19 protein-coding genes are annotated in these 17,355 nt (G+C 67.4%); 15 read left to right on the top strand and 4 right to left on the bottom strand.

Going from position 1 to position 17,355, the window contains the following annotated elements; all coding sequences use genetic code 11:
* The first annotated feature begins 28 nt into the window (after positions 1–28).
* The 13 genes from AC5JDC_RS14165 to AC5JDC_RS14105 all read left to right on the top strand — a co-directional run bounded on the left by AC5JDC_RS14165 (position 29) and on the right by AC5JDC_RS14105 (position 12,074).
* Positions 29–526 carry a flavin reductase family protein gene (locus tag AC5JDC_RS14165; protein ID WP_495842012.1) on the top strand — a complete coding sequence of 166 codons (498 nt, stop codon included), beginning with the start codon at positions 29–31 and terminating at the stop codon, positions 524–526.
* A gap of 27 nt (positions 527–553) precedes the next feature.
* Positions 554–1,339 carry an SDR family oxidoreductase gene (locus tag AC5JDC_RS14160; protein ID WP_495842010.1) on the top strand — a complete coding sequence of 262 codons (786 nt, stop codon included), beginning with the start codon at positions 554–556 and terminating at the stop codon, positions 1,337–1,339.
* Positions 1,340–1,368: 29 nt separating this feature from the next.
* The gene (locus tag AC5JDC_RS14155; protein ID WP_495842008.1) at positions 1,369–2,607 is read left to right on the top strand and encodes a styrene monooxygenase/indole monooxygenase family protein; all 1,239 of its coding nucleotides are present in this window, start codon (positions 1,369–1,371) and stop codon (positions 2,605–2,607) included.
* Between the two features lie 84 nt (positions 2,608–2,691).
* A complete protein-coding gene (locus AC5JDC_RS14150; protein ID WP_495842006.1) occupies positions 2,692–3,669 on the top strand; it encodes an AraC family transcriptional regulator in 978 nt (325 codons plus the stop codon).
* A 114-nt stretch (positions 3,670–3,783) separates the two neighbouring features.
* Positions 3,784–4,539, top strand: a complete 756-nt coding sequence (locus tag AC5JDC_RS14145) for a tryptophan synthase subunit alpha (RefSeq protein ID WP_495842003.1) — start codon at positions 3,784–3,786, stop codon at positions 4,537–4,539.
* Positions 4,532–6,007 carry a xylulokinase gene (locus AC5JDC_RS14140; protein WP_495842001.1) on the top strand — a complete coding sequence of 492 codons (1,476 nt, stop codon included), beginning with the start codon at positions 4,532–4,534 and terminating at the stop codon, positions 6,005–6,007. The genes AC5JDC_RS14145 and AC5JDC_RS14140 overlap by 8 nt, the downstream gene beginning before the upstream one ends.
* Positions 6,008–6,041: 34 nt before the next feature.
* Positions 6,042–6,953: a sugar ABC transporter substrate-binding protein gene (locus AC5JDC_RS14135; RefSeq protein ID WP_495841999.1), complete on the top strand. Its 912-nt coding sequence runs from the start codon at positions 6,042–6,044 to the stop codon at positions 6,951–6,953.
* 2 nt (positions 6,954–6,955) lie between these two features.
* Positions 6,956–7,291 (top strand): ATP-binding cassette domain-containing protein, encoded by a 336-nt coding sequence (locus AC5JDC_RS14130; protein ID WP_495841996.1) that lies wholly within the window; start codon positions 6,956–6,958, stop codon positions 7,289–7,291.
* On the top strand, positions 7,221–8,468 hold the full coding sequence (locus AC5JDC_RS14125) for a sugar ABC transporter ATP-binding protein (RefSeq protein ID WP_495841994.1): 1,248 nt from the start codon (positions 7,221–7,223) through the stop codon (positions 8,466–8,468). The genes AC5JDC_RS14130 and AC5JDC_RS14125 overlap by 71 nt, the downstream gene beginning before the upstream one ends.
* Positions 8,468–9,397 (top strand): ABC transporter permease, encoded by a 930-nt coding sequence (locus AC5JDC_RS14120; RefSeq protein ID WP_495841992.1) that lies wholly within the window; start codon positions 8,468–8,470, stop codon positions 9,395–9,397. The genes AC5JDC_RS14125 and AC5JDC_RS14120 overlap by 1 nt, the downstream gene beginning before the upstream one ends.
* A 2-nt stretch (positions 9,398–9,399) precedes the next feature.
* Complete coding sequence (locus tag AC5JDC_RS14115) at positions 9,400–10,587, top strand: pyridoxal-phosphate dependent enzyme (RefSeq protein WP_495841990.1); 1,188 nt, start codon at positions 9,400–9,402, stop codon at positions 10,585–10,587.
* A 50-nt stretch (positions 10,588–10,637) separates the two neighbouring features.
* Positions 10,638–11,432, top strand: a complete 795-nt coding sequence (trpA, locus tag AC5JDC_RS14110; RefSeq protein WP_495841988.1) for a tryptophan synthase subunit alpha — start codon at positions 10,638–10,640, stop codon at positions 11,430–11,432.
* Positions 11,433–11,675: 243 nt separating this feature from the next.
* Positions 11,676–12,074 (top strand): hypothetical protein, encoded by a 399-nt coding sequence (locus AC5JDC_RS14105; protein WP_495841986.1) that lies wholly within the window; start codon positions 11,676–11,678, stop codon positions 12,072–12,074.
* Between the two features lie 183 nt (positions 12,075–12,257).
* Here the strand turns inward: AC5JDC_RS14105 and AC5JDC_RS14100 are convergent, their stop codons facing one another.
* Positions 12,258–14,336: an ATP-binding protein gene (locus tag AC5JDC_RS14100; protein ID WP_495841984.1), complete on the bottom strand. Its 2,079-nt coding sequence runs from the start codon at positions 14,334–14,336 to the stop codon at positions 12,258–12,260.
* 30 nt (positions 14,337–14,366) lie between these two features.
* The gene (locus AC5JDC_RS14095) at positions 14,367–15,146 is read right to left on the bottom strand and encodes a response regulator (protein ID WP_207771043.1); all 780 of its coding nucleotides are present in this window, start codon (positions 15,144–15,146) and stop codon (positions 14,367–14,369) included.
* A 45-nt stretch (positions 15,147–15,191) separates the two neighbouring features.
* On the opposite strand from AC5JDC_RS14095, the gene AC5JDC_RS14090 reads away from it, so the two are divergent.
* On the top strand, positions 15,192–15,878 hold the full coding sequence (locus tag AC5JDC_RS14090; RefSeq protein WP_106773957.1) for a winged helix-turn-helix domain-containing protein: 687 nt from the start codon (positions 15,192–15,194) through the stop codon (positions 15,876–15,878).
* Between the two features lie 13 nt (positions 15,879–15,891).
* On the opposite strand, the gene AC5JDC_RS14085 is transcribed toward AC5JDC_RS14090, so the two are convergent.
* Together AC5JDC_RS14085 and AC5JDC_RS14080 are read right to left on the bottom strand one after the other, a co-directional pair.
* A complete protein-coding gene (locus AC5JDC_RS14085) occupies positions 15,892–16,050 on the bottom strand; it encodes a hypothetical protein (protein ID WP_165816145.1) in 159 nt (52 codons plus the stop codon).
* A gap of 156 nt (positions 16,051–16,206) precedes the next feature.
* On the bottom strand, positions 16,207–16,377 hold the full coding sequence (locus tag AC5JDC_RS14080; RefSeq protein WP_495841981.1) for a hypothetical protein: 171 nt from the start codon (positions 16,375–16,377) through the stop codon (positions 16,207–16,209).
* Between the two features lie 332 nt (positions 16,378–16,709).
* Here AC5JDC_RS14080 and AC5JDC_RS14075 point away from each other — a divergent pair, with 332 nt between their 5' ends.
* A complete protein-coding gene (locus tag AC5JDC_RS14075) occupies positions 16,710–17,171 on the top strand; it encodes a L,D-transpeptidase (RefSeq protein WP_106773956.1) in 462 nt (153 codons plus the stop codon).
* Positions 17,172–17,355 lie beyond the last annotated feature (184 nt).

Genomic DNA, 17,355 nt, shown 5'->3' with positions numbered 1-17,355 from the left:
GGACGGGAACGGATGATGGAGGGTTCCGATGTCGATGGACCTATTCCTTGCGGGCATGCGCAAGGTGGCGGGCGCCGTTACGGTCGTCACGACGATCGGCAGTGATGGTGAACGCCGCGGCCTGACGGCGACGGCGATCTGCTCGCTCTCGGCCGAGCCGCCCTCGCTTGTTGCATGCGTCAACCGCAAGACCTGGGTGGCGCAGTTCGTGCCGGCCTCCGGCGTCTTCGCCGTGAACGTGCTGTCGCATGCACAGGAGGACGTCGCGCGTGCCTTCGCCGGCCAGACGGCACTCGCCGCAGGCGAGCGGTTCTCGATCGGCGAATGGCAGGCGGGCGCCACCGGAGCGCCGGTCGTCAGGGATGGTCTCGCCACCTTCGAGTGCAGGCTGGAGCGGCTGATGCACCATGCCACCCATGTCATCCTGATCGGCCATGTGGTGGCGACCGTTCTCGGCGAGGGGCATTCGCTGGTCTATGTCGACGGCGGCTTCTCCCCGGTCCTGCGCCAGCTTTCGGCGGCCTGAGCAACACATGACGATAAGGAGGTCCCGATGAAGGGATTGGATGGGAAGACGGCGATCATCTCCGGCGGCGCGACGCTGATCGGCGAGAAATGCGCCGAGATATTGGCAGGCTACGGCGTCGACGTGGTGATCGCCGACATCGATGCGGAAGCGGGTGCGCGAGCTGCCGCCGGCGTCGGCCCCAAGGCGAGCTTCGTGCGCGCCGACGTTACCAGCGACGCCGACATCGCCGCCCTGGTGGCGGCGACCGTCGAGCGCCACGGCCGTCTCGATTTCCTCGTCAACGTCGCCTGCACCTATCTGGACAATGGCGCGGAGACGGTCCGTGCCGACTGGCTGAAGGCGCTCGACGTCAACATCGTCGGCTCGGTGATGCTGATGCAGGCGGCGCGGCCGCATCTGGCGAAAGCGGGCGGCGCCATCGTCAACTTCGGCTCCATCTCGGCACGCGTCGCGCAGGTCGGGCGCTGGGTCTATCCGGTGTCCAAGGCGGCAATCCTGCAACTCACCCGCAACCAGGCGCTCGACCTTGCGCCCGACGGCATCCGCGTCAACGCCGTGTCTCCCGGCTGGACGTGGAGCAACATCATGAAGCAGCTGACCAATGACAACCGCGCCAAGACCGACGGCGTCGCCGCGCCCTTCCATCTGCTGAAGCGTACCGGTGACCCGTCCGAAGTGGCGGAGGCCGTCGCCTTCCTGCTCTCCGATTCTGCGAGCTTCATCACCGGCACCGACCTGCGCGTCGACGGTGGCTACACGGCCATCGGCCCCGAACGGGTCGACCCGGCGATACCGCTGCTGATGCAGTGACGGCGACGACGGAAGAAAGGGGACCATCGATGACCGGCAAGCGAAAGATCACCATTCTGGGCGGCGGCCAGGCCGGCCTGCAGCTCGGCTGCGGCCTGCTCCGGCATGACTACGACGTGACCATAGTGCAGAACCGCACCGCCGACGACGTGCGCTCCGGCAGGGTGATGTCCAGCCAGTGCATGTTCGACTCCGCCCTGCGGAACGAGCGCGACGTCGGTCTCGACTTCTGGGGCGCCGAATGCCCGACGGTCGATTCGATCAACTTCGTCGTACCCTCGCCGGAAAGGGCGAGCGAAAAGCTGATCGCATGGAACGGGCTGCTCGAACGCCCGGCCCAGAGCGTCGACCAGCGGATGAAGATCCCCGTCTGGATGGGCGAGTTCGAGCGCCGTGGCGGCATCCTCGAGATCCGCGACGCCGGCATCGGGGACCTGGAAATACACGCGGCCGCCTCCGACCTCACCATCGTCGCGGCCGGCAAGGGCGACATCGGCAGGCTGTTCGAGCGCGATGCGGAGAAGTCGCCATTCGACAAGCCGCAGCGGGCGCTGGCGCTGACCTATGTCCACGGCATGACGCCGCGTCCCGACCATTCGGCGGTCAATTTCAACCTGATCCCAGGCGTCGGCGAGTATTTCGTCTTTCCGGCGCTCACCCATTCGGGCCCGTGCGAGATCATGGTGTTCGAGGGCATTCCGGGCGGCCCGATGGACTGCTGGAAGGATGTCGCCACCCCGTCGGAACACCTCGCCCGCTCGAAATGGATTCTCGACACCTTCCTGCCGTGGGAGGCGGAACGCTGCCGCGCCGTCGAACTCACCGACGCCAACGGCATCCTTGCCGGCGCCTTCCCGCCGACGGTGCGCAAGCCGATCGGCCGGCTGCCGTCCGGCCGGCTGGTGCTCGGGCTGGGCGACGCCGTCTGCCTCAACGACCCGATCACCGGGCAGGGTTCGAACAACGCCTCGAAAGCCGCCCGCATCACCATGGACGCGATCCTCGCCCATGGCGACAGGCCATTCGACGGGAACTTCATGCAGGCGACGTTCGACGCCTATTGGAACTATGCCCGGTTCGTCGTCGGCTGGACGAATGCGCTGCTGCAGCCGCCCCCGCAGCATGTCCTGTCCCTCATGGGGTCGGCGCAGGCCTTTCCGGCGCTGGCGAAGCGCATCGCCAACGGCTTCGACAACCCGCCGGACCTGTTCCCATGGTTCGCGGTGCCGGAGGAAGCCGAACGCTACCTGCAGCAGCTCGCGGCTTGATCCGACGCCCTCGGCATATTGACCTTTGCCTGGCGGCGCCGCAGATTTTCGGTGTCATCAGCGATTGGCAGCGGGAGGGGAATGATGCCGGACGCGCCGTCCGCCGGGCAGGACTGCCGTGCCGCCGGAACCACCGTGCATCGCAAGCGGGCGACGGATCTGTCCGACGCCGCGGCCTACATGTCGCAACGCTATTGCGGCCACAGGCTGGACGTCATGCCCGGCAGCCAAGCGCTGGATTTCCGCCACATCGCCATGGAGGGCGGTAATTCCGCCTTCAACATCCTTCAATACGGCGCGGAAGTCTCCATCGCCTCGAGCTTCGAGGATTTTTACATGCTCGAACTGCCGCTTGACGGCGGCGTGAACATCGATTTCGGCAGCGACAGCTTTCGCACCGGCCGCGGCCTTGCCCTGTTGCTTTCTCCCGGCCCGCGTTTCGTGTCTCACTGGCGCGGCGGCACGCGGCAGTTGATGCTGCAGATCCGCCGCGAGCTGGTGGAGGCCAGGATCGAGCGCTTTGCGCGGCGCTCGCCGAGCAGCCCGCCGGTGTTCAACCCGGTGATCGATCTGCGCAGCGCCTGCGGCCGCCACATCGAGCAGGTGCTCGGCCACCTCGCCGATGCGGTCACCAACGGGCAGCCCGCGGCTGACCGGGAACTCGATGCCGTGGTGCCCAGCCTGATCGACGACCTGCTGCGCAACATCGCCTTCCGCCAGGCCGGCTCCATCGTCCTGGAGCGCCTGCACGCCACCCCGCGCCAGGTCAAGCTGGTCATCGACCTGTTTAGGGCGCGATACGGCGAACGTCTGTCCATGCCGGACGTGGCGCGCGCCGTAGGCATCTCCGAACGGTCGCTGTTCGACGGGTTCCAGCGCTATTACCAGCGCTCGCCGCTGGCTGTTCTCACCGACATCCGCATGGAGCAGGCGCGCCGCTTCATCCGCGAAGGCTTTTCGGCGGCCGAAGCGGCGAGGCGTGCGGGCGTCCATCATCCCGGCCGGTTCTCGTCGGCCTACAGGCGTGCGTTCGGCGTGCTGCCGTCGGAAGACCGGGCCTGACCTGTCCATATCCTGCAGATTTCGAGCGCTATCCCGGCGGTCCACCTGACGGCGACGAAAAAAGCCGGCTAGACAACGTCCTCGTTACCCGACGAGGCGTTGAACGTGCCGGAAATGGTCAAACACGGAGCAGTTGCCGCCGGCAAAACGCCGCTGCTCTCCTGCTATTTTCCGCTCGGCGATCCCCTCGTTCCGGTCGAACTCATCGACGTCTACGCCGGAGAGGGCGTCGACGTGATCGAGATCGGCCTTGCTTCCCCCGATCCCTATCTGGACGGGTCCGCCGTGCGGCAGTCGATGGCGCGTGCCGACCGCAGCCGTGCCCGACGCGACCTCGACCTGCTCCTGGCGCGGCTCTCCCGGCACCGTCTGCGCCCCGCCGCGCTGCTGATGACCTATGCGGACGAAAATCATCCGGGCCTGGTGGATGAGGATTTCTGGAACGGGCTCGACAGCCTGCTGGTGGTCGCGCCGGAAGCCGATCCCCTCCGCCAAACTCTCGAAGCCACTGCCGGGCTGGCGGGACTCGAACGCTCGGCCTTCGTCGCCTTGCCGATTGGCAAGGACGCCGTCGAAGCAGCGCGCCGTGCCGAGTTCTATGTGATGCTCCAGGCCGCGGCCGGCGTCACCGGACCCCGCGCCGCGGTGGATCCCGGCAACGCCGAACGCATCGCGGGCTTGCGCCGTGCCGGCGTGGCGGCGCCGATCCTGCCCGGCTTCGGCATCTCCAGCGGCGAGCAGGCGCGCGCCGTGGTCGAGCTCGGTGGCAGCGGCGTCGTCGTCGGTTCGGAAGCGCTGCGGGCCGCCCTGTCGGGTCCGACGCGCCTTGCCGGACTGCTCGGCGACCTGCGGAGGGGGCTGGATGGCTGAGCTGTTCGTCGGGTTCGACATCGGCACCACCCAGGTCAAGGGCGGCCTGTTCCGCGCCGACGGCGCCGCCGTCGCCAGCTGGAGCCGCGCCTACCCCACCGAACGGCCGGGCTTCGGCGTGGTCGAGCAGGACCCGCGCCACTGGCTGGACGGCGTCCGCGACGGCATCGCCGCGCTTGCCGCCCATGCCGATCCTGCCGACATCGCCGCGGTCGGGCTTTGCAGTCAGGTTAACACCGACGTCTTCACCGACCGGAATGGCGTGCCGCTGGCGCCGGCGATCGTCTGGCAGGACGTGCGCGCCTTCGACGAGGCCGCCGCCCTCGGCGCCTCGATTGGCGCGGCCGACAAGGCCGAGTGGTGGGGGGAGGGCGTCGACGTCCCCATCGGCGCCAGCCATGTGCTCGCCAAGATGGCCTGGTTCGCCAGACATGATCCCGCGCTGTGGGAGCAGACGGCCTACGTCTTCTCGCCCAAGGACTACTGCATCTTCCATCTGACCGGCGTGGCGGTGACCGACCCGATGTCGGCCTGGGGGCAGGTCGGGCCGGACCACCGCTATGTCGCCGGGCTTCTCGCACGCGTGGCCGGGGCGGCCGAGCGTCTGCCGCCAGTGCGTCCGATGACCGAGATCGTCGGCAGCATGCGCGTCGGCGGCCGCACCGTCCCTTTGGTCGCCGGCACCATGGACGCCTGGGGCAACCTGTTCGGCTGCGGCGTCTTCCGACCCGGACAGGGCATGTACATGAGCGGCACCAGCGAGATCCTGGCGATGGCTGGGGACCGCCGTGTGGGCGCGCAGGGCGTGGTCACGTTCCCGGAACTGGAGGGCATGGTGGTGCATGCCGGCCCCACCCAGAGCGGCGGCGACAGCCTGCGCTGGTGGGCGGGCGTCGCCAATGTCGAGCCGCTCGACGTGCCGCGGCTGGCCGGGCAGGCGGACCGCTGCGGCCGGCCGGTGCTTTTCCTGCCGCATCTAGAGGGCGAGCGGGCGCCGCTCTGGGATGCCGATATCCGCGGCGCCTTCATCGGCCTCGACAGCCGCGCCTCGGCGCCCGAATTTGCACTGGCCGTGCTCGAAGGCGTTTCGCTCTCGGGACGGCTGCTGTTCGAGGCACTGACCGCCGCCGCCGGGTTCCGCCCCGGCCACCTGCTCTATGGCGGCGGCGGGTCGCGCTCGGATCTGTGGAGCCAGATCCGCGCCGACTGCCTGGGTGTGCCGATGCATCGCCTCGCCCATCCCGACATCGGCTGCCTCGGCGCGGCGATCATGGGCGCCGTCGGTGTCGGGCGCTTCGCCCGCATGGCCGATGCCGTTCCGGCCATGACGGTGGTCGAGCGCGTGTTCGAACCGGACCCGGCCATGCAGCCGCGCTACGACGCCCTGTTTTATGCCTACCGTGGCGCCATCGAGGCGTTGCGTCCGATTCAGCTCTTCGGTCAGCCAGGCAGCAAGGGAACGGCCTGATGCGAACCGCTTTGCCAGCAAGGAGGACTAGCCCATGAAACTGACAGCGATCCCGATCGCCTTGGCGGCCATGATGACGGCCACCGCGGCCTTCGCCACCGACGTGACCATCCTGACGCCCTACATCAGTTCCATCCCCACCAACGAAATGGCGCAAGCCTTCAAGGCCGAGGGCGACAAGCGCGGCTGGAACACGACCATCATCGACACGCGCAACGACTTCGGCCAGCTCGCCTCGCGCATCGAGGACACGGTCAACGCCAGGCCGGACGCCATCGTCCTGATCTCGGTGGACCACGCCCAGGTCGGCGACCAGGTGGCAGCCGCCGCAGCGGCCGGCATCCCGGTGGTGTCGCTCGACGGCACCGCCGGAAAGGACGTGACGGTCAACGTTACCTCCAACAACTTTGATCTCGGCGTGATGTTGTCGGAGGAGCTGTTCAAGGCCATCGGCGGCAAGGGCAAGATCGTCAAGTTCTACCACTCCGCCCATCCCGGCGTGCACCAGCGCGAACTCGGCCTCGACGAGGTGCTGAAGAAGTACCCCGACGTGCAGATCGCCGCCGCCCACTTCGTCAAGGTGCCCGGTCCCATCGACGACGGCCGCATCGCCATGGAGAATTTTCTGCGCCAGTTCGGGGACGACATCGACGCCGTCTGGGCAGCCTTCGACGATCCGGGCATCGGCGCCGAGCTTGCGGCCGAATCCGAGCGCCCCGACGCGAAATTCATCATCATGGGCATCGACGGCAATGCGCAGGCCGTGGACATGATCAAGTCGTGCACGCACTTCAAGGCGACGCTCCGCCAGGACTTCGGCAAGATGGCGGCCATCGGCGCCGAGCAACTCGACAAGGTTTTGGGCGGCGGCAAGGTCGACAGCGGCGAGATCTACGTGCCGGCGGTCATGATCACGCCGCAGACCCTCGGCGTCACCTGCAACTAGCCATGCTGCTGGAAGTCCGCGATCTCGGCAAACGGTTCGACGGCGTCCGGGCGCTCGACGGCGTCGATCTCTCCGTCGCGGCGGGGTCCGTACACGGCCTTCTCGGCGAGAACGGCGCCGGCAAGTCGACGCTGATCAAGACGCTGTCGGGTCTCGTCACGCCCGATTCCGGCGAGATCAGGGTCGACGGCGCGCTGCGCGGCATCGCCCGGCGTGCGCGAAGCGGAAGCCTTAGGCTTCCGCTTCATCCACCAGGAGCTCAGCCTGGTGCCGCATTTCACCGCGGTCGAGAACTGCTTCGTCGGCAGGCCCTATCCCAGGCGCGGTCCGATCATTGATCGGGCGGCCATGCGCGCTCGGGTCGAGCCCGCCGCCCGGCTCGTCGCCCCCGATCTGCCGCTCGATCTGCCGGCCGGCCGCATGACCACCGGCCAGAAGCAACTGGTAGAAATCGTGCGCGCGCTGATGACCGACGGCGCCCGGCTGATCGTCATGGACGAGCCGACCGCCTCGCTCTCCGACGGCGAGGCGGAGCGCCTCCACCGGGCGGTGCGGGCGTTGGCGGCGCAGGGGGTTGCCGTCATCTTCATTTCGCATCGGCTCGACGAGGTCCTTGCCATCTGCGACCGCTACACGGTCCTTCGCAACGGCCGCACGACGGGCACCGGTGGCATCGTGGGCACGACCCGGGCGGACCTCATTCGCCTGATGTCCGGCCATGAGGAGCGCCGGCCCGCGCCATCCGCGCCCGTCGCTCCGGGCAGACCGGTGCTGGAGCTTTCGGACCTGCCTTTCGGCCCTTCGGGCGGGAGCGTTTCGCTGACCGTCCGCGAAGGCGAGATCGTCGGGCTCTATGGCCTGGTGGGAGCCGGCCGATCCTCGCTGCTCAAGCTCGTCTGGGGTGCGCGGCACCATGCCGGCGGCCGCATCCGTATCGACGACGTCGAACTCGCGCCCGGCCGGATCGACCGGCGCATCGCCGCCGGCGCCGCCTACGTGCCGGAGGACAGGCGCGGCGAGGGTTTGGTCACACAGCGCAGCGTTGCCGACAATCTCGCCATCGCCGACCTTTCCGCCGTCCGGACCCACGCCCGTCTGCCGGTTGCGAGCGCGCGCATGCTTTCGGCCCGCGCCATGGCGATCCGGGACCAGCTTTCGATAAAGATGGCGTCGCCATGGGCGAAACCGCTGACACTGTCGGGCGGAAACCAGCAGAAGCTGCTTTTCGGCCGCTGGTCCGGCCGAAAAATCCGCCTGCTCATCCTCGACGAGCCGTCGCGAGGTGTCGACGTAGGCGCCAAGGCGGAGATCCACGCGATTGTCCGGCAACTGGCCGCGCAGGGCGCGGCGGTGCTGATGGCGACCAGCGACATGGACGAATTGCTGGCCCTGTCGAGCCGCGTGCTGGTCATGGCCGGCGGCGTCATGACCGCGGAACTCGCCGGCGACGACATCGTGCCCAAGACGATCGTTGCCGCGGCTTTCGCCCATTCGGACCGCAAGGAGCAACGATGATGAGCGACCTATTCGGCAAATACGGTACGCTCTTCGCGCTGATCCTCATCGTCGCGGCCTTCGCCGTCGCCTCTCCGGGCGCTTTCGGCACGCCCGGCAACCTGATCAACATCACTCAGCAGATGTCGCTGCTGGCCATCGTCTCCGTCGGCGTCACGCTCGTCATGGCCGCCGGCGAGTTCGACCTGGCCACGGCCTCACTGGTCTCCTTCGGCGGCATTCTGGTCATGGTCCTGTTCGCCGCCGGCGTTCCGGCCCTACTGGCTTTCGTCATAGTCCTGATGGCCGCCGGCTGCTTCGGTGCCTTCTCCGGCTTCATCGTCTCGCATTTCCAGGTGCTCTCCTTCGTCGCCACGCTGGCCGTGGGCACCATCGTCGGCGGGGTCACCTTCATGCTGTCCGACGGCGCCACCCTGTTCGGCGGCATGCCGCCCGGCGTGCGCGACATCGCCCGCGGCTGGACGTTCGGCCTGCCGACGCTCACCTGGTGGATGATCGGCATTTCGGTGGCGGCCTGGCTGCTGCTCGACAAGATCGAGTTCGGCAGGCGCCTCTACGCCATCGGTGGCAACCGCGAGGCGGCGCGGCTTGCGGGCGTCCGCATAGTGCACAACACCATGGCGGCCTTCGCGCTCTCGGCCATGCTGGCGGCGCTGGTGGGCATGCTCCTGACCGGCCGCATCGGCAGCGCCAATCCGACTGGAGGTGGCGGCTATCTGCTCACTGCCTATGCCGCCGTCTTCCTCGGCATGACCGTCTTCCGCGACGGCGAGGCCAACGTCCCCGGAACCCTGGTAGGCGCCACCATCATCGCCGTCATCAGCAACGGCCTGACCATTCTCGGGGTCTCGACGTTCCTGCAGGACATCATCACCGGCAGCATCATCCTTGCCGCCGTGCTGGTCCGCCGCATCGGCAAGGCGAAATGACCATGACTTCCGCACAGCCTCTCGCGCCGGACCGTCCCGGCCGCTATGGCAGGTTCGGCGGTCAGTTCGTGGCGCCGGTGCTGCTGCCCGTCCTCGACCGCCTGGAGGCTGCCTTCGAGGAGGCCTGGATCGATCGCGGCTTCCGCATGCGGCTGGACGGCCTGCTGCACGACTTCGTCGGGCGCCCCACGCCGCTGTCCGAGGCCGTGGCCAGGCTGCTGCCGACGGCGGGCGCCCGCATCCTGCTCAAGCGCGACGATCTCACCTTCAACGGCGGCAACTACGCCAATTCGGCCCTCGGTCAGTGCCTGCTCGCCGACCGCATGGGGCTTTCCTGCGTCGTCACCGACACCGGTTCGGGCCAGAACGGCATCGCCACGGCGGCCGTGGCAGCCCATCTCGGCATGGCCAGCATCATCTACATGGGTGCGCGCGACGCCGCGCGGCATCCCGGCGCGGTCAAGAAGATGCGGGCGTTCGGCGCCGACCTCAGGATCGTCGAGGATGCCGACGGTACGCTGCACGCGGCCACCAGCGCGGCGGTTCGTCACTGGATGGGATCGAGCGGCACAACCGCCTATGTTGCTGGCGCGCCCATCGGCGCACATCCTTTTCCGCGCATCGTCGGCGCCTTCCAGGCCGTGATCGGCAGCGAGACCAGGCTGCAGCTGATCGCTGCCGGGCTGATGCCGGGCGCGGTGATCTCGGCGGTCGGCGGCGGGTCCTCGACCGTCGGCATCTTCTCGGCCTTCGTTACCGACCCTGGCATCCGCCTGATCGCCGTTGAGGCCGGGGGAAGCGGCGAGGGGCAGCCGCATTCGGCGCGGCTGGCCTCGGGGCGCACGGGCATTCTGCATGGCGCCGAGACTTTCGTGCTGAGCGACGAGAACGGGCACATCCTGCCTGCCGGTTCGATCGCCTCCGGCCTGGCCTATCCCGGCTCGCCGCCGGAACTGGCCGATCTGGTGGCGGGCGGCCGTGTCGAGACAGTGCGAATCATGGACGAGCAGGCCCGCGACGCGGTGCGCCGCCTGGCGTCAGGAGAGGGCATCCTGATCTCGCTGGAGGCCGGCCATGCGCTGGCCGCCGCGGAGGCTTTGGTGCAGACCCTGTCGCCGTCGCAAGCGGTGGTGGTCATGGTGCCCGCCGCCGGCGACAAGGATCTCGACATCGTCTGGCCGGAGAGCTGACCATGCCCACCTCGATCTGCCCCGATCGGTCCATCTCCCGGATCGACGCCATGTTCGACCGCCTCCGCGCGGCGGGCCGCAGGGCATTCGCCACCTACGCGGTCGCCAGCGACCCCAGTTTCGAGGAAAGCCTGGCGGAACTGCACGGCTTCGTCGCGGCCGGCATCGACCTCATCGAACTAGGCTATCCGTTCTCCGATCCGATCCTGGACGGTGCTACCATCCAGAAGGCCAACCGGCGCGGCATGGCGGCCGGCGGCAATCTCGCCCGCACCCTCGACCTCGTCGCCGCCTTCCGCGAGACCGACGGCGCGACCCCGATCGTTCTGATGGGCTACGCCAATCCGCTCGCCGTCATGGGCTATGAGGCGTTCGCGGCGCGGGCGGCGGCCAGCGGCGTCGACGGCATCATCGTCGCCGATATGCCGCTGCGCGAGGCCGGGGCGCTGCTGGCGGCGCTGGCAATGCATGGCATGGTGATGATCCCGCTCTTTGCCATGACGCTGGAAGAAAACGATGTCGCGCCGCGTCCGGGCGTCGGCGGTTTCCTGTACTGCATTCCGGTGGTCGGACCGACCGGCGGCCCGTCCGCCACCATCGAAACCATCGGGACGGCCGTCGCGTGCTGCCGACGCTCGACCACCCTGCCGGTGATGGTGGGTTTCGGCATCAAGACCCCGGAGGCGGCGGCGGCAGTGGCCACCATCGCCGACGGCGTTATCGTCGCGAGCGCCCTGATCGACCTCGTCGACGCCGAAGCCGGACCAGCCGCCGGCGTGCAACGCCTGTCCCGCTATTCCCGCCACATCGGGGCGTTCAGACAGGCGATCGACCTGGTGTCGTGATTTGACCCTGGCGGTCGCCAGAACGCGGCCAGGCGACCCGTCGCGGATCGGCTGGCTGGCCTCGTCGACTTGGCGCGGGCGCACACCTCGCATCCCTATAACGAGCGTGCGCCACATGCTGCCCGGTTCGGGTGTTTCCCTTGCGTTACAATCCACAAAATCGGGCAACACCGGTCGGAAACAAAGTTGGGCTAATTTCGTAGCCACAGGGAAAATACAATAAGAACCAACAGGCTGACGACGATGACCGCGCTTTCCGACCGCGCCGACCTCGGTTCCCGTTTCCAACATCGGGAACGCCACCGTTTCGTGCCGTCGCTGGCGCTGCGCAGGCGCTCCGCCGACCATCCGATCGTGATGTTCTCGCTGGCCGTGAGCGCGGCCTTCCTGTCGATGGCCTTTGTTCCGAGCGCGGGAGGTCCGGCTTTCGCGTCGTTCGCCGCGCCGGCCAAGGCCGAGGAAGGTGTGCGGACCACGGCGAAGACGTCGCGCCTGCGGTTCCGCGAAGCCGATCCGGCCTGCTTCGGGCTGCCCTCCGGAATGGTCGACCTTGAATGCCTGGTCCGGGTGGTGAGGAGCGAGCAACTTGAACCGCAATGGGCCGCTGCCGCCACCTCCACCGGCATCGCCCAGATCCTCTGACATCCTCCCACGCCGTCTCAGGCGTAGAGCGGGGGCTCCTGTCGTCAACGGCGGCAGGGGCCCTTTGCCTGAGGGCTACAGCATGATCCTGAAAAGTTGCAGAAGTTACAGCCTTTCGGACAAAAATCATGCGACAAACGAGAGACAGAGCGGAATACCGATTAATCTTGGCCGTATTCCGCGCTACCGTTTCAGCTGGTCGTTGACGACCGCGAGAACGCCGCGCACGTCGAGCGTGCTGAACGGCTTTTCCAGGATCTGCGGACGGTGGTCGGCCGGCAACTCGTCGACTTCCGCGCGTGCCCCGATCATGTCGCCGGTCACCAGAACGAAGCGGTCGGCGAGGTCGGGACGTTTGGTGATCAGCTCGCGGAAGATGGCGAGGCCGTTGGCACCGGGCATCCTGAGATCGCTGAAGACGATGTCGATGTCCTCCTCGCCAAGCACCTCCTCCGCGGTCGTCCAGGTCAGGACGCAGCGGGATTTGATGCCCATCAGCAGCAGCAGGTCCGACAGCGACGCGGCGACGTCCGGCTCGTCGTCGACGATGAGCGCATAGCTGATGCCGCTCGCCGACGCCGGGCCGACGGCGAAGGAGTCGGCACCGCCGTTCACCGCCGGCAGCTCGACCACGAAACGGGCGCCGGTCGGGAAGGCCGATTCATACCAGATGCGGCCCTTGTGGCGCTCGACGATCGACTTCGAGATGGACAGCCCGATGCCGGTGCCGACGCCCACCGGCTTGGTGGTGAAGTAGGATTCGAAGATGCGGTGGCGGATGTTGATCGGGATGCCGGGACCGTTGTCCTCGACCAGGAAGCCGCATTTGCCGTTGTCGCGGCGGAAGGTCCGCACCTTGATGCGCTTGTCGCCGGTCGGGGCGGCGAGGGCGTGCTGGCTGTTGACCAGCAGGTTGGCGGCGACCTGGGTGAGGTGGTCGGAATCGGCCATGACCGACAGCGCCCCGCGCACCAGGTCGGTCTCGATCATGATGCCGCTCGAGCGTGCGCCATAGGCCGTCACCTCCAGCGCGGCGCGGACCGCGTTGTTCAGGTCGACCTCGCCCTGGCTCGGCGGATGCAGGCGCACCATGCCGAGGAAGCTCTTGACGATGCGGCCGCAGCGCTCCGCCGCCGCGCGCACCTTCTCGGCCCGCAGCTTGGTCTGCGGGTCGGGCGCGAATTCGTGCAGCAGGGTCGATTGCGCCACCACCACGGCGAGCGGATTGTTCAGTTCGTGCGAGACGCCGGCCAGCAGCGAGCCCATCGCCGCCATCTTCTCGTTCTGGTGCAGCCGGTCGCGCTGGCGGTTGATCTCCTCCTCGGCGCGATGCTTGTCGCGCAGGTCGCGGATCGAACCGAAGATCAGGCGGCGGTCGGCGACCTGGATCTCGGTGGCGGTGAGCTCGATCGGAAAGACCTCGCCGGAGGCGTTCTGCGTCACCGTCTCCATGCGCTGGCCGATCATCGGCGCGCCGCGCCCGGCCATGTATTCGGCGCCGTTGGCGTAGCCCTCGCGGTAATATTGGGGGATCACGGTTTCCAGCAGGTCGCGGCCGAGAATCTCGTTGCGGCTGTAGCCGAACATCTTCTCGGCGGCGGGATTGAATTCCATGATGCTGCCGGTCTCGTCGATGACGATGATGGCGTCGAGCGACGCCTTGACCATGGTCCGGCGGATGATCTCGCTCACATGCGCTTCCGAGAAGGAGCGCTCGATGGCGTCGCCGACGGCCATGGCGATGATCTCGATCGTCGCCACCTCGTCGTCCGACCATGCGCGCTCGCGCACGCAGTCGTTGACGGCGAGCGTGCCCCACAGATGGCCGTGCGCGAAGACCGACACGGACAGGAACGACTTGATATGCTGCTCCTCGAAATCCCGGCGAAGGAAACCTTCGATGTCGCGGGTCAGGCCGGTAAAGATCTTGCCCTGCCGCACCTCGGTCGACAGGCGGTGCAGCAGTGGATCGGCTTCGGCGATCTCCTGGCTGATCGTCGTCGGGGAGCCGGCGATGCCCTCGAGCGATTCGTCAGCCCAGTACGCCGCGATCGACTGGGAAAAGCCCTTGTCGGGCAGTTCGCGCAGCCGGAACAGGATACCGCGATGGCTGTCCGTCCCGCGGGCGAGCGCCTCCAGCACCTCCGGTACGACCCGCTGCCAGTCAGGCGCCTGCCGCAGCAGACGGGTCAGCCGGAGCGCCGCCACGGTGGTGCCGTCGCCCCCGGGCCTCGCAGCCTCTCGGATGTCCCGTTCATGCATCGGTGCAGTCTCCGGCGGCTTTGGTCCGCCTCAGTGCGTGTCTTCCGGCAACGCGAATATGTAACCCTCGCCGCGTACCGTGCGCAGGTAGCGCGGATTGGCCGGATCGGCCTCGATCTTCTTGCGCAGCCGCATGACGCGGATGTCGACGGCGCGGGACGTCTCCGGCTCCTCGCCAAGGCCGATCGCCTCGGACAGGGCGGCGCGCGTAAGCAGGCGGTTCGGGCGCGACAGGAAAACCTCCAGCACGTCGAATTCGCTCTTGGCCATCTCTATCACGGTGCCGCCGCTGCCGGTGAGCACCCGGCCATCGAGATCGGCGCTGAAGTCGCCGAAGGCAACCGCGCGCCGCGCCGGCTCTTCGCCGGCGGTCCGGTGCGGCGGAATCTCCTCGGGCGGCGGGACCCGGCGCAGCACGCTGCGCACGCGCGCCAGCAGTTCCCTGAGCTCGTACGGCTTCACCATGTAGTCGTCTGCGCCCAGTTCCAGGCCGACGATGCGGTCGATCGCGGTGCCGGCGGCCGTCGCATAGATGATGCCCACCGGCATCCTCGAGCGTAGCCAGCGGCCGAGCGACAGGCCATCCTCGCCGGGCATGGCGATGTCGAGGATCGCCAGATGGAAGGAAGAGGTCTCGACGGCGGCGCGCATGGCGTCGGCGCTTTCCAGCGCGGTCACGTCATAGCCGTTGGCGCCGAGATATTCGGCTACCGCCTCCCGCAGGTCGGGCTCGTCCTCGACGATGGCTATTCTGGCGCGCAGGTCCGTCTGGCCTCCAAATTTGCCGGAAACTAGATTAGGTTGCAACATGATGTCCAGTCGGGTTCGCGTTGCGGACAGAATATCGGGATAAAGATGACGCGAAGACCAACGGTTGCACTTGCTTGTCTCCCGGAAGCATTTGCCGAACAGTTCGGCGATTATCTCGATCGGCGCGGCTATGACGTGCGTCGCGCCGACGAGGAATGGGAACTTCGGCCGCTGCTGGCATCACCGCGGATCGACGTGCTCGTGCTCGGCGACGAACTGCCGTCGGCGGCGGTTTTAAGCCTGCTGCGCCGGCTGCAGGGCGAGTCCGATCCGTGCGTCGTGCTGTTGCGCACCAGGACCGAACTGGTCGAAACCGTGCTCGCGCTCGAACTGGGCGCGGCCGATGTCATCGATGCGCCGGCCGACATGCGCGAGCTGGCGGCTCGCATCGCCGGGCTGCTCGTCCGCCGCGGCAGGCCGGGACCGGAACTGGTCTCGCTGGAGAACGCCACCGTCGACGTGCGTTCGGCCCTGGTCATGCATCGCTCCGGGGAGGAGGAGCAGCTGTCGCCCGGACAGGTGGCGCTGCTCAAGCTGTTCCTCGCCAATCCGCGCAAGGTGCTGAGCCGCGACGACATCATCGCGGCGGCGCCGGCCGAGAGCACCGAGGCGTTCGACCGGTCGATCGATTCGCGCATCGTGCGGCTGCGCCGCAAGCTCGACACCGACACGATCGTCACGATCCGCGGAACCGGATACCGGTTCGATCCGCCGGCCGACTGGCCGGAATGATCGGCGTGCGCTTCTACAGGCGGACGGCGTCCGCCGGCACGACCGTCTCGGCGGCGACATTCTGCGCGCTGACGCGATCCCGCAGCAGGACGGTGGCGGCGCCCGCGAAACACAGCACGACCTGAACATAGATCAGGGCGGTCAGGACGCCCGAGGCGAGTTTGGAGTTCATGTCCAATTTCCCAAAACCGGCGCATCGCTCCGCGATGATCCGATGAGCCGAGTGCATTTGAAACCGTGTCGGCGCAGGTGTGTCGGATCGTCGACGCCGCCTTAACGCGCGGGGCCGCGGAAGGTTCAACGCCGAACCTCCACCGGCCGTCTTTTCTCAAGCGGCGGGAATTTCCCCGATCTGGGTTGCCGGCTCGGCCGGCAACCGGCTTGCGCCGCCGTCTTCCGTCCGCGCTGCCCGGCCCGCATCGGCCAGAAGGCCGATCACAGCCAGGGCTGCCGTCGCGATGACGACCCGCTTCAGCCACAGGTAAGTGCTCCCCCGCATGCGTTCTTCAGTCCACTTTCGTTACTGAGCACAATCATGTCCGGATGTATCGGGACGATGCCGCAACGATGAGGCATTGTTGCATTCGCGTTACCAAGCCTCTTGGCCCTGGAATGCGGCACCTTGCCGGGCGACCGGATAGTGGCATGGAAACCGAAGTGCAGCCTTCAATGACCATATGTGACCGAACTTGTCCAGATTATTTATTCATTTCGGGCAAATTCGGGCGAAATCGGATACAAAATCGAAACGGAGCGACAAACAAGCGAAATATAATCGAAACATGACGTTGCGATAAGCCCGCCCGGAAAGACGAGGGGAGGGACCGGGACATGAGCAGGATTCTTTCGGCGAAACTCATCAACATCGCCGCCGCCGGAACGATGGCGGCCATGGCGCTGCTTCTCGATGCCGGCGCGGCCGAAGCGTCGAGCGGAAAGCTCGTCGCGCAGGTGTCGCTGTCGACGCAGACGATGCACGTGTCGATCGACGGCCGGCCCACCTTCGCCTGGAAGGTGTCCACGGCGGGGAAGGGCTACGTGACCCCGACGGGTTCGTTCAGGCCGACGCGCATGCACCGGATGTGGTACTCGCGCAAATACGACAACGCGCCGATGCCGCACTCGGTGTTCTTTCACGGCGGTTATGCCGTGCATGCCACCGACGCCATAAAGCGGCTCGGCCGCCCCGCCTCGCACGGCTGCATAAGGCTGCACCCCAGCGACGCCGCCGATTTCTACGGCCTGGTCGAGACGTTCGGGCCGACCAACACCAGCATCGTGATCACGCAGTAGGGCAGTAGGGCAGTAGGGCAGTAGGGCAGTAGGAGTCTCCCTCTCGGGAACAGCGGGTTAAGCGCGCATCGATGAATACCGGTTATCCCACCGGGATAAAGGTTGACGTCTGCGTGAACTCGCGTTCCCTTCTACTGCCCTACTGCCCTACTGCCCTACTGCCCTACTGCCCTACTGCCCTACT

It is taken from the genome of Kumtagia sp. (genome assembly GCF_059502445.1).
Note: the sequence above shows the minus strand (reverse complement) of the source record. Positions and strands in the feature narration are given on the sequence as shown.

What these genes read in the sequence shown, in the direction of transcription:
- AC5JDC_RS14165 (WP_495842012.1), top strand. Translation starts at nt 29, where the DNA reads ATGTCGATGGACCTATTCCTTGCGGGCATGCGCAAGGTGGCGGGCGCC.
- AC5JDC_RS14160 (WP_495842010.1), top strand. Translation starts at nt 554, where the DNA reads ATGAAGGGATTGGATGGGAAGACGGCGATCATCTCCGGCGGCGCGACG.
- AC5JDC_RS14155 (WP_495842008.1), top strand. Translation starts at nt 1,369, where the DNA reads ATGACCGGCAAGCGAAAGATCACCATTCTGGGCGGCGGCCAGGCCGGC.
- AC5JDC_RS14150 (WP_495842006.1), top strand. Translation starts at nt 2,692, where the DNA reads ATGCCGGACGCGCCGTCCGCCGGGCAGGACTGCCGTGCCGCCGGAACC.
- AC5JDC_RS14145 (WP_495842003.1), top strand. Translation starts at nt 3,784, where the DNA reads ATGGTCAAACACGGAGCAGTTGCCGCCGGCAAAACGCCGCTGCTCTCC.
- AC5JDC_RS14140 (WP_495842001.1), top strand. Translation starts at nt 4,532, where the DNA reads ATGGCTGAGCTGTTCGTCGGGTTCGACATCGGCACCACCCAGGTCAAG.
- AC5JDC_RS14135 (WP_495841999.1), top strand. Translation starts at nt 6,042, where the DNA reads ATGAAACTGACAGCGATCCCGATCGCCTTGGCGGCCATGATGACGGCC.
- AC5JDC_RS14130 (WP_495841996.1), top strand. Translation starts at nt 6,956, where the DNA reads ATGCTGCTGGAAGTCCGCGATCTCGGCAAACGGTTCGACGGCGTCCGG.
- AC5JDC_RS14120 (WP_495841992.1), top strand. Translation starts at nt 8,468, where the DNA reads ATGAGCGACCTATTCGGCAAATACGGTACGCTCTTCGCGCTGATCCTC.
- AC5JDC_RS14115 (WP_495841990.1), top strand. Translation starts at nt 9,400, where the DNA reads ATGACTTCCGCACAGCCTCTCGCGCCGGACCGTCCCGGCCGCTATGGC.
- trpA (WP_495841988.1), top strand. Translation starts at nt 10,638, where the DNA reads ATGTTCGACCGCCTCCGCGCGGCGGGCCGCAGGGCATTCGCCACCTAC.
- AC5JDC_RS14105 (WP_495841986.1), top strand. Translation starts at nt 11,676, where the DNA reads ATGACCGCGCTTTCCGACCGCGCCGACCTCGGTTCCCGTTTCCAACAT.
- AC5JDC_RS14100 (WP_495841984.1), bottom strand. Translation starts at nt 14,336, where the DNA reads ATGCATGAACGGGACATCCGAGAGGCTGCGAGGCCCGGGGGCGACGGC.
- AC5JDC_RS14095 (WP_207771043.1), bottom strand. Translation starts at nt 15,146, where the DNA reads ATGTTGCAACCTAATCTAGTTTCCGGCAAATTTGGAGGCCAGACGGAC.
- AC5JDC_RS14090 (WP_106773957.1), top strand. Translation starts at nt 15,192, where the DNA reads ATGACGCGAAGACCAACGGTTGCACTTGCTTGTCTCCCGGAAGCATTT.
- AC5JDC_RS14085 (WP_165816145.1), bottom strand. Translation starts at nt 16,050, where the DNA reads ATGAACTCCAAACTCGCCTCGGGCGTCCTGACCGCCCTGATCTATGTT.
- AC5JDC_RS14080 (WP_495841981.1), bottom strand. Translation starts at nt 16,377, where the DNA reads ATGCGGGGGAGCACTTACCTGTGGCTGAAGCGGGTCGTCATCGCGACG.
- AC5JDC_RS14075 (WP_106773956.1), top strand. Translation starts at nt 16,710, where the DNA reads ATGAGCAGGATTCTTTCGGCGAAACTCATCAACATCGCCGCCGCCGGA.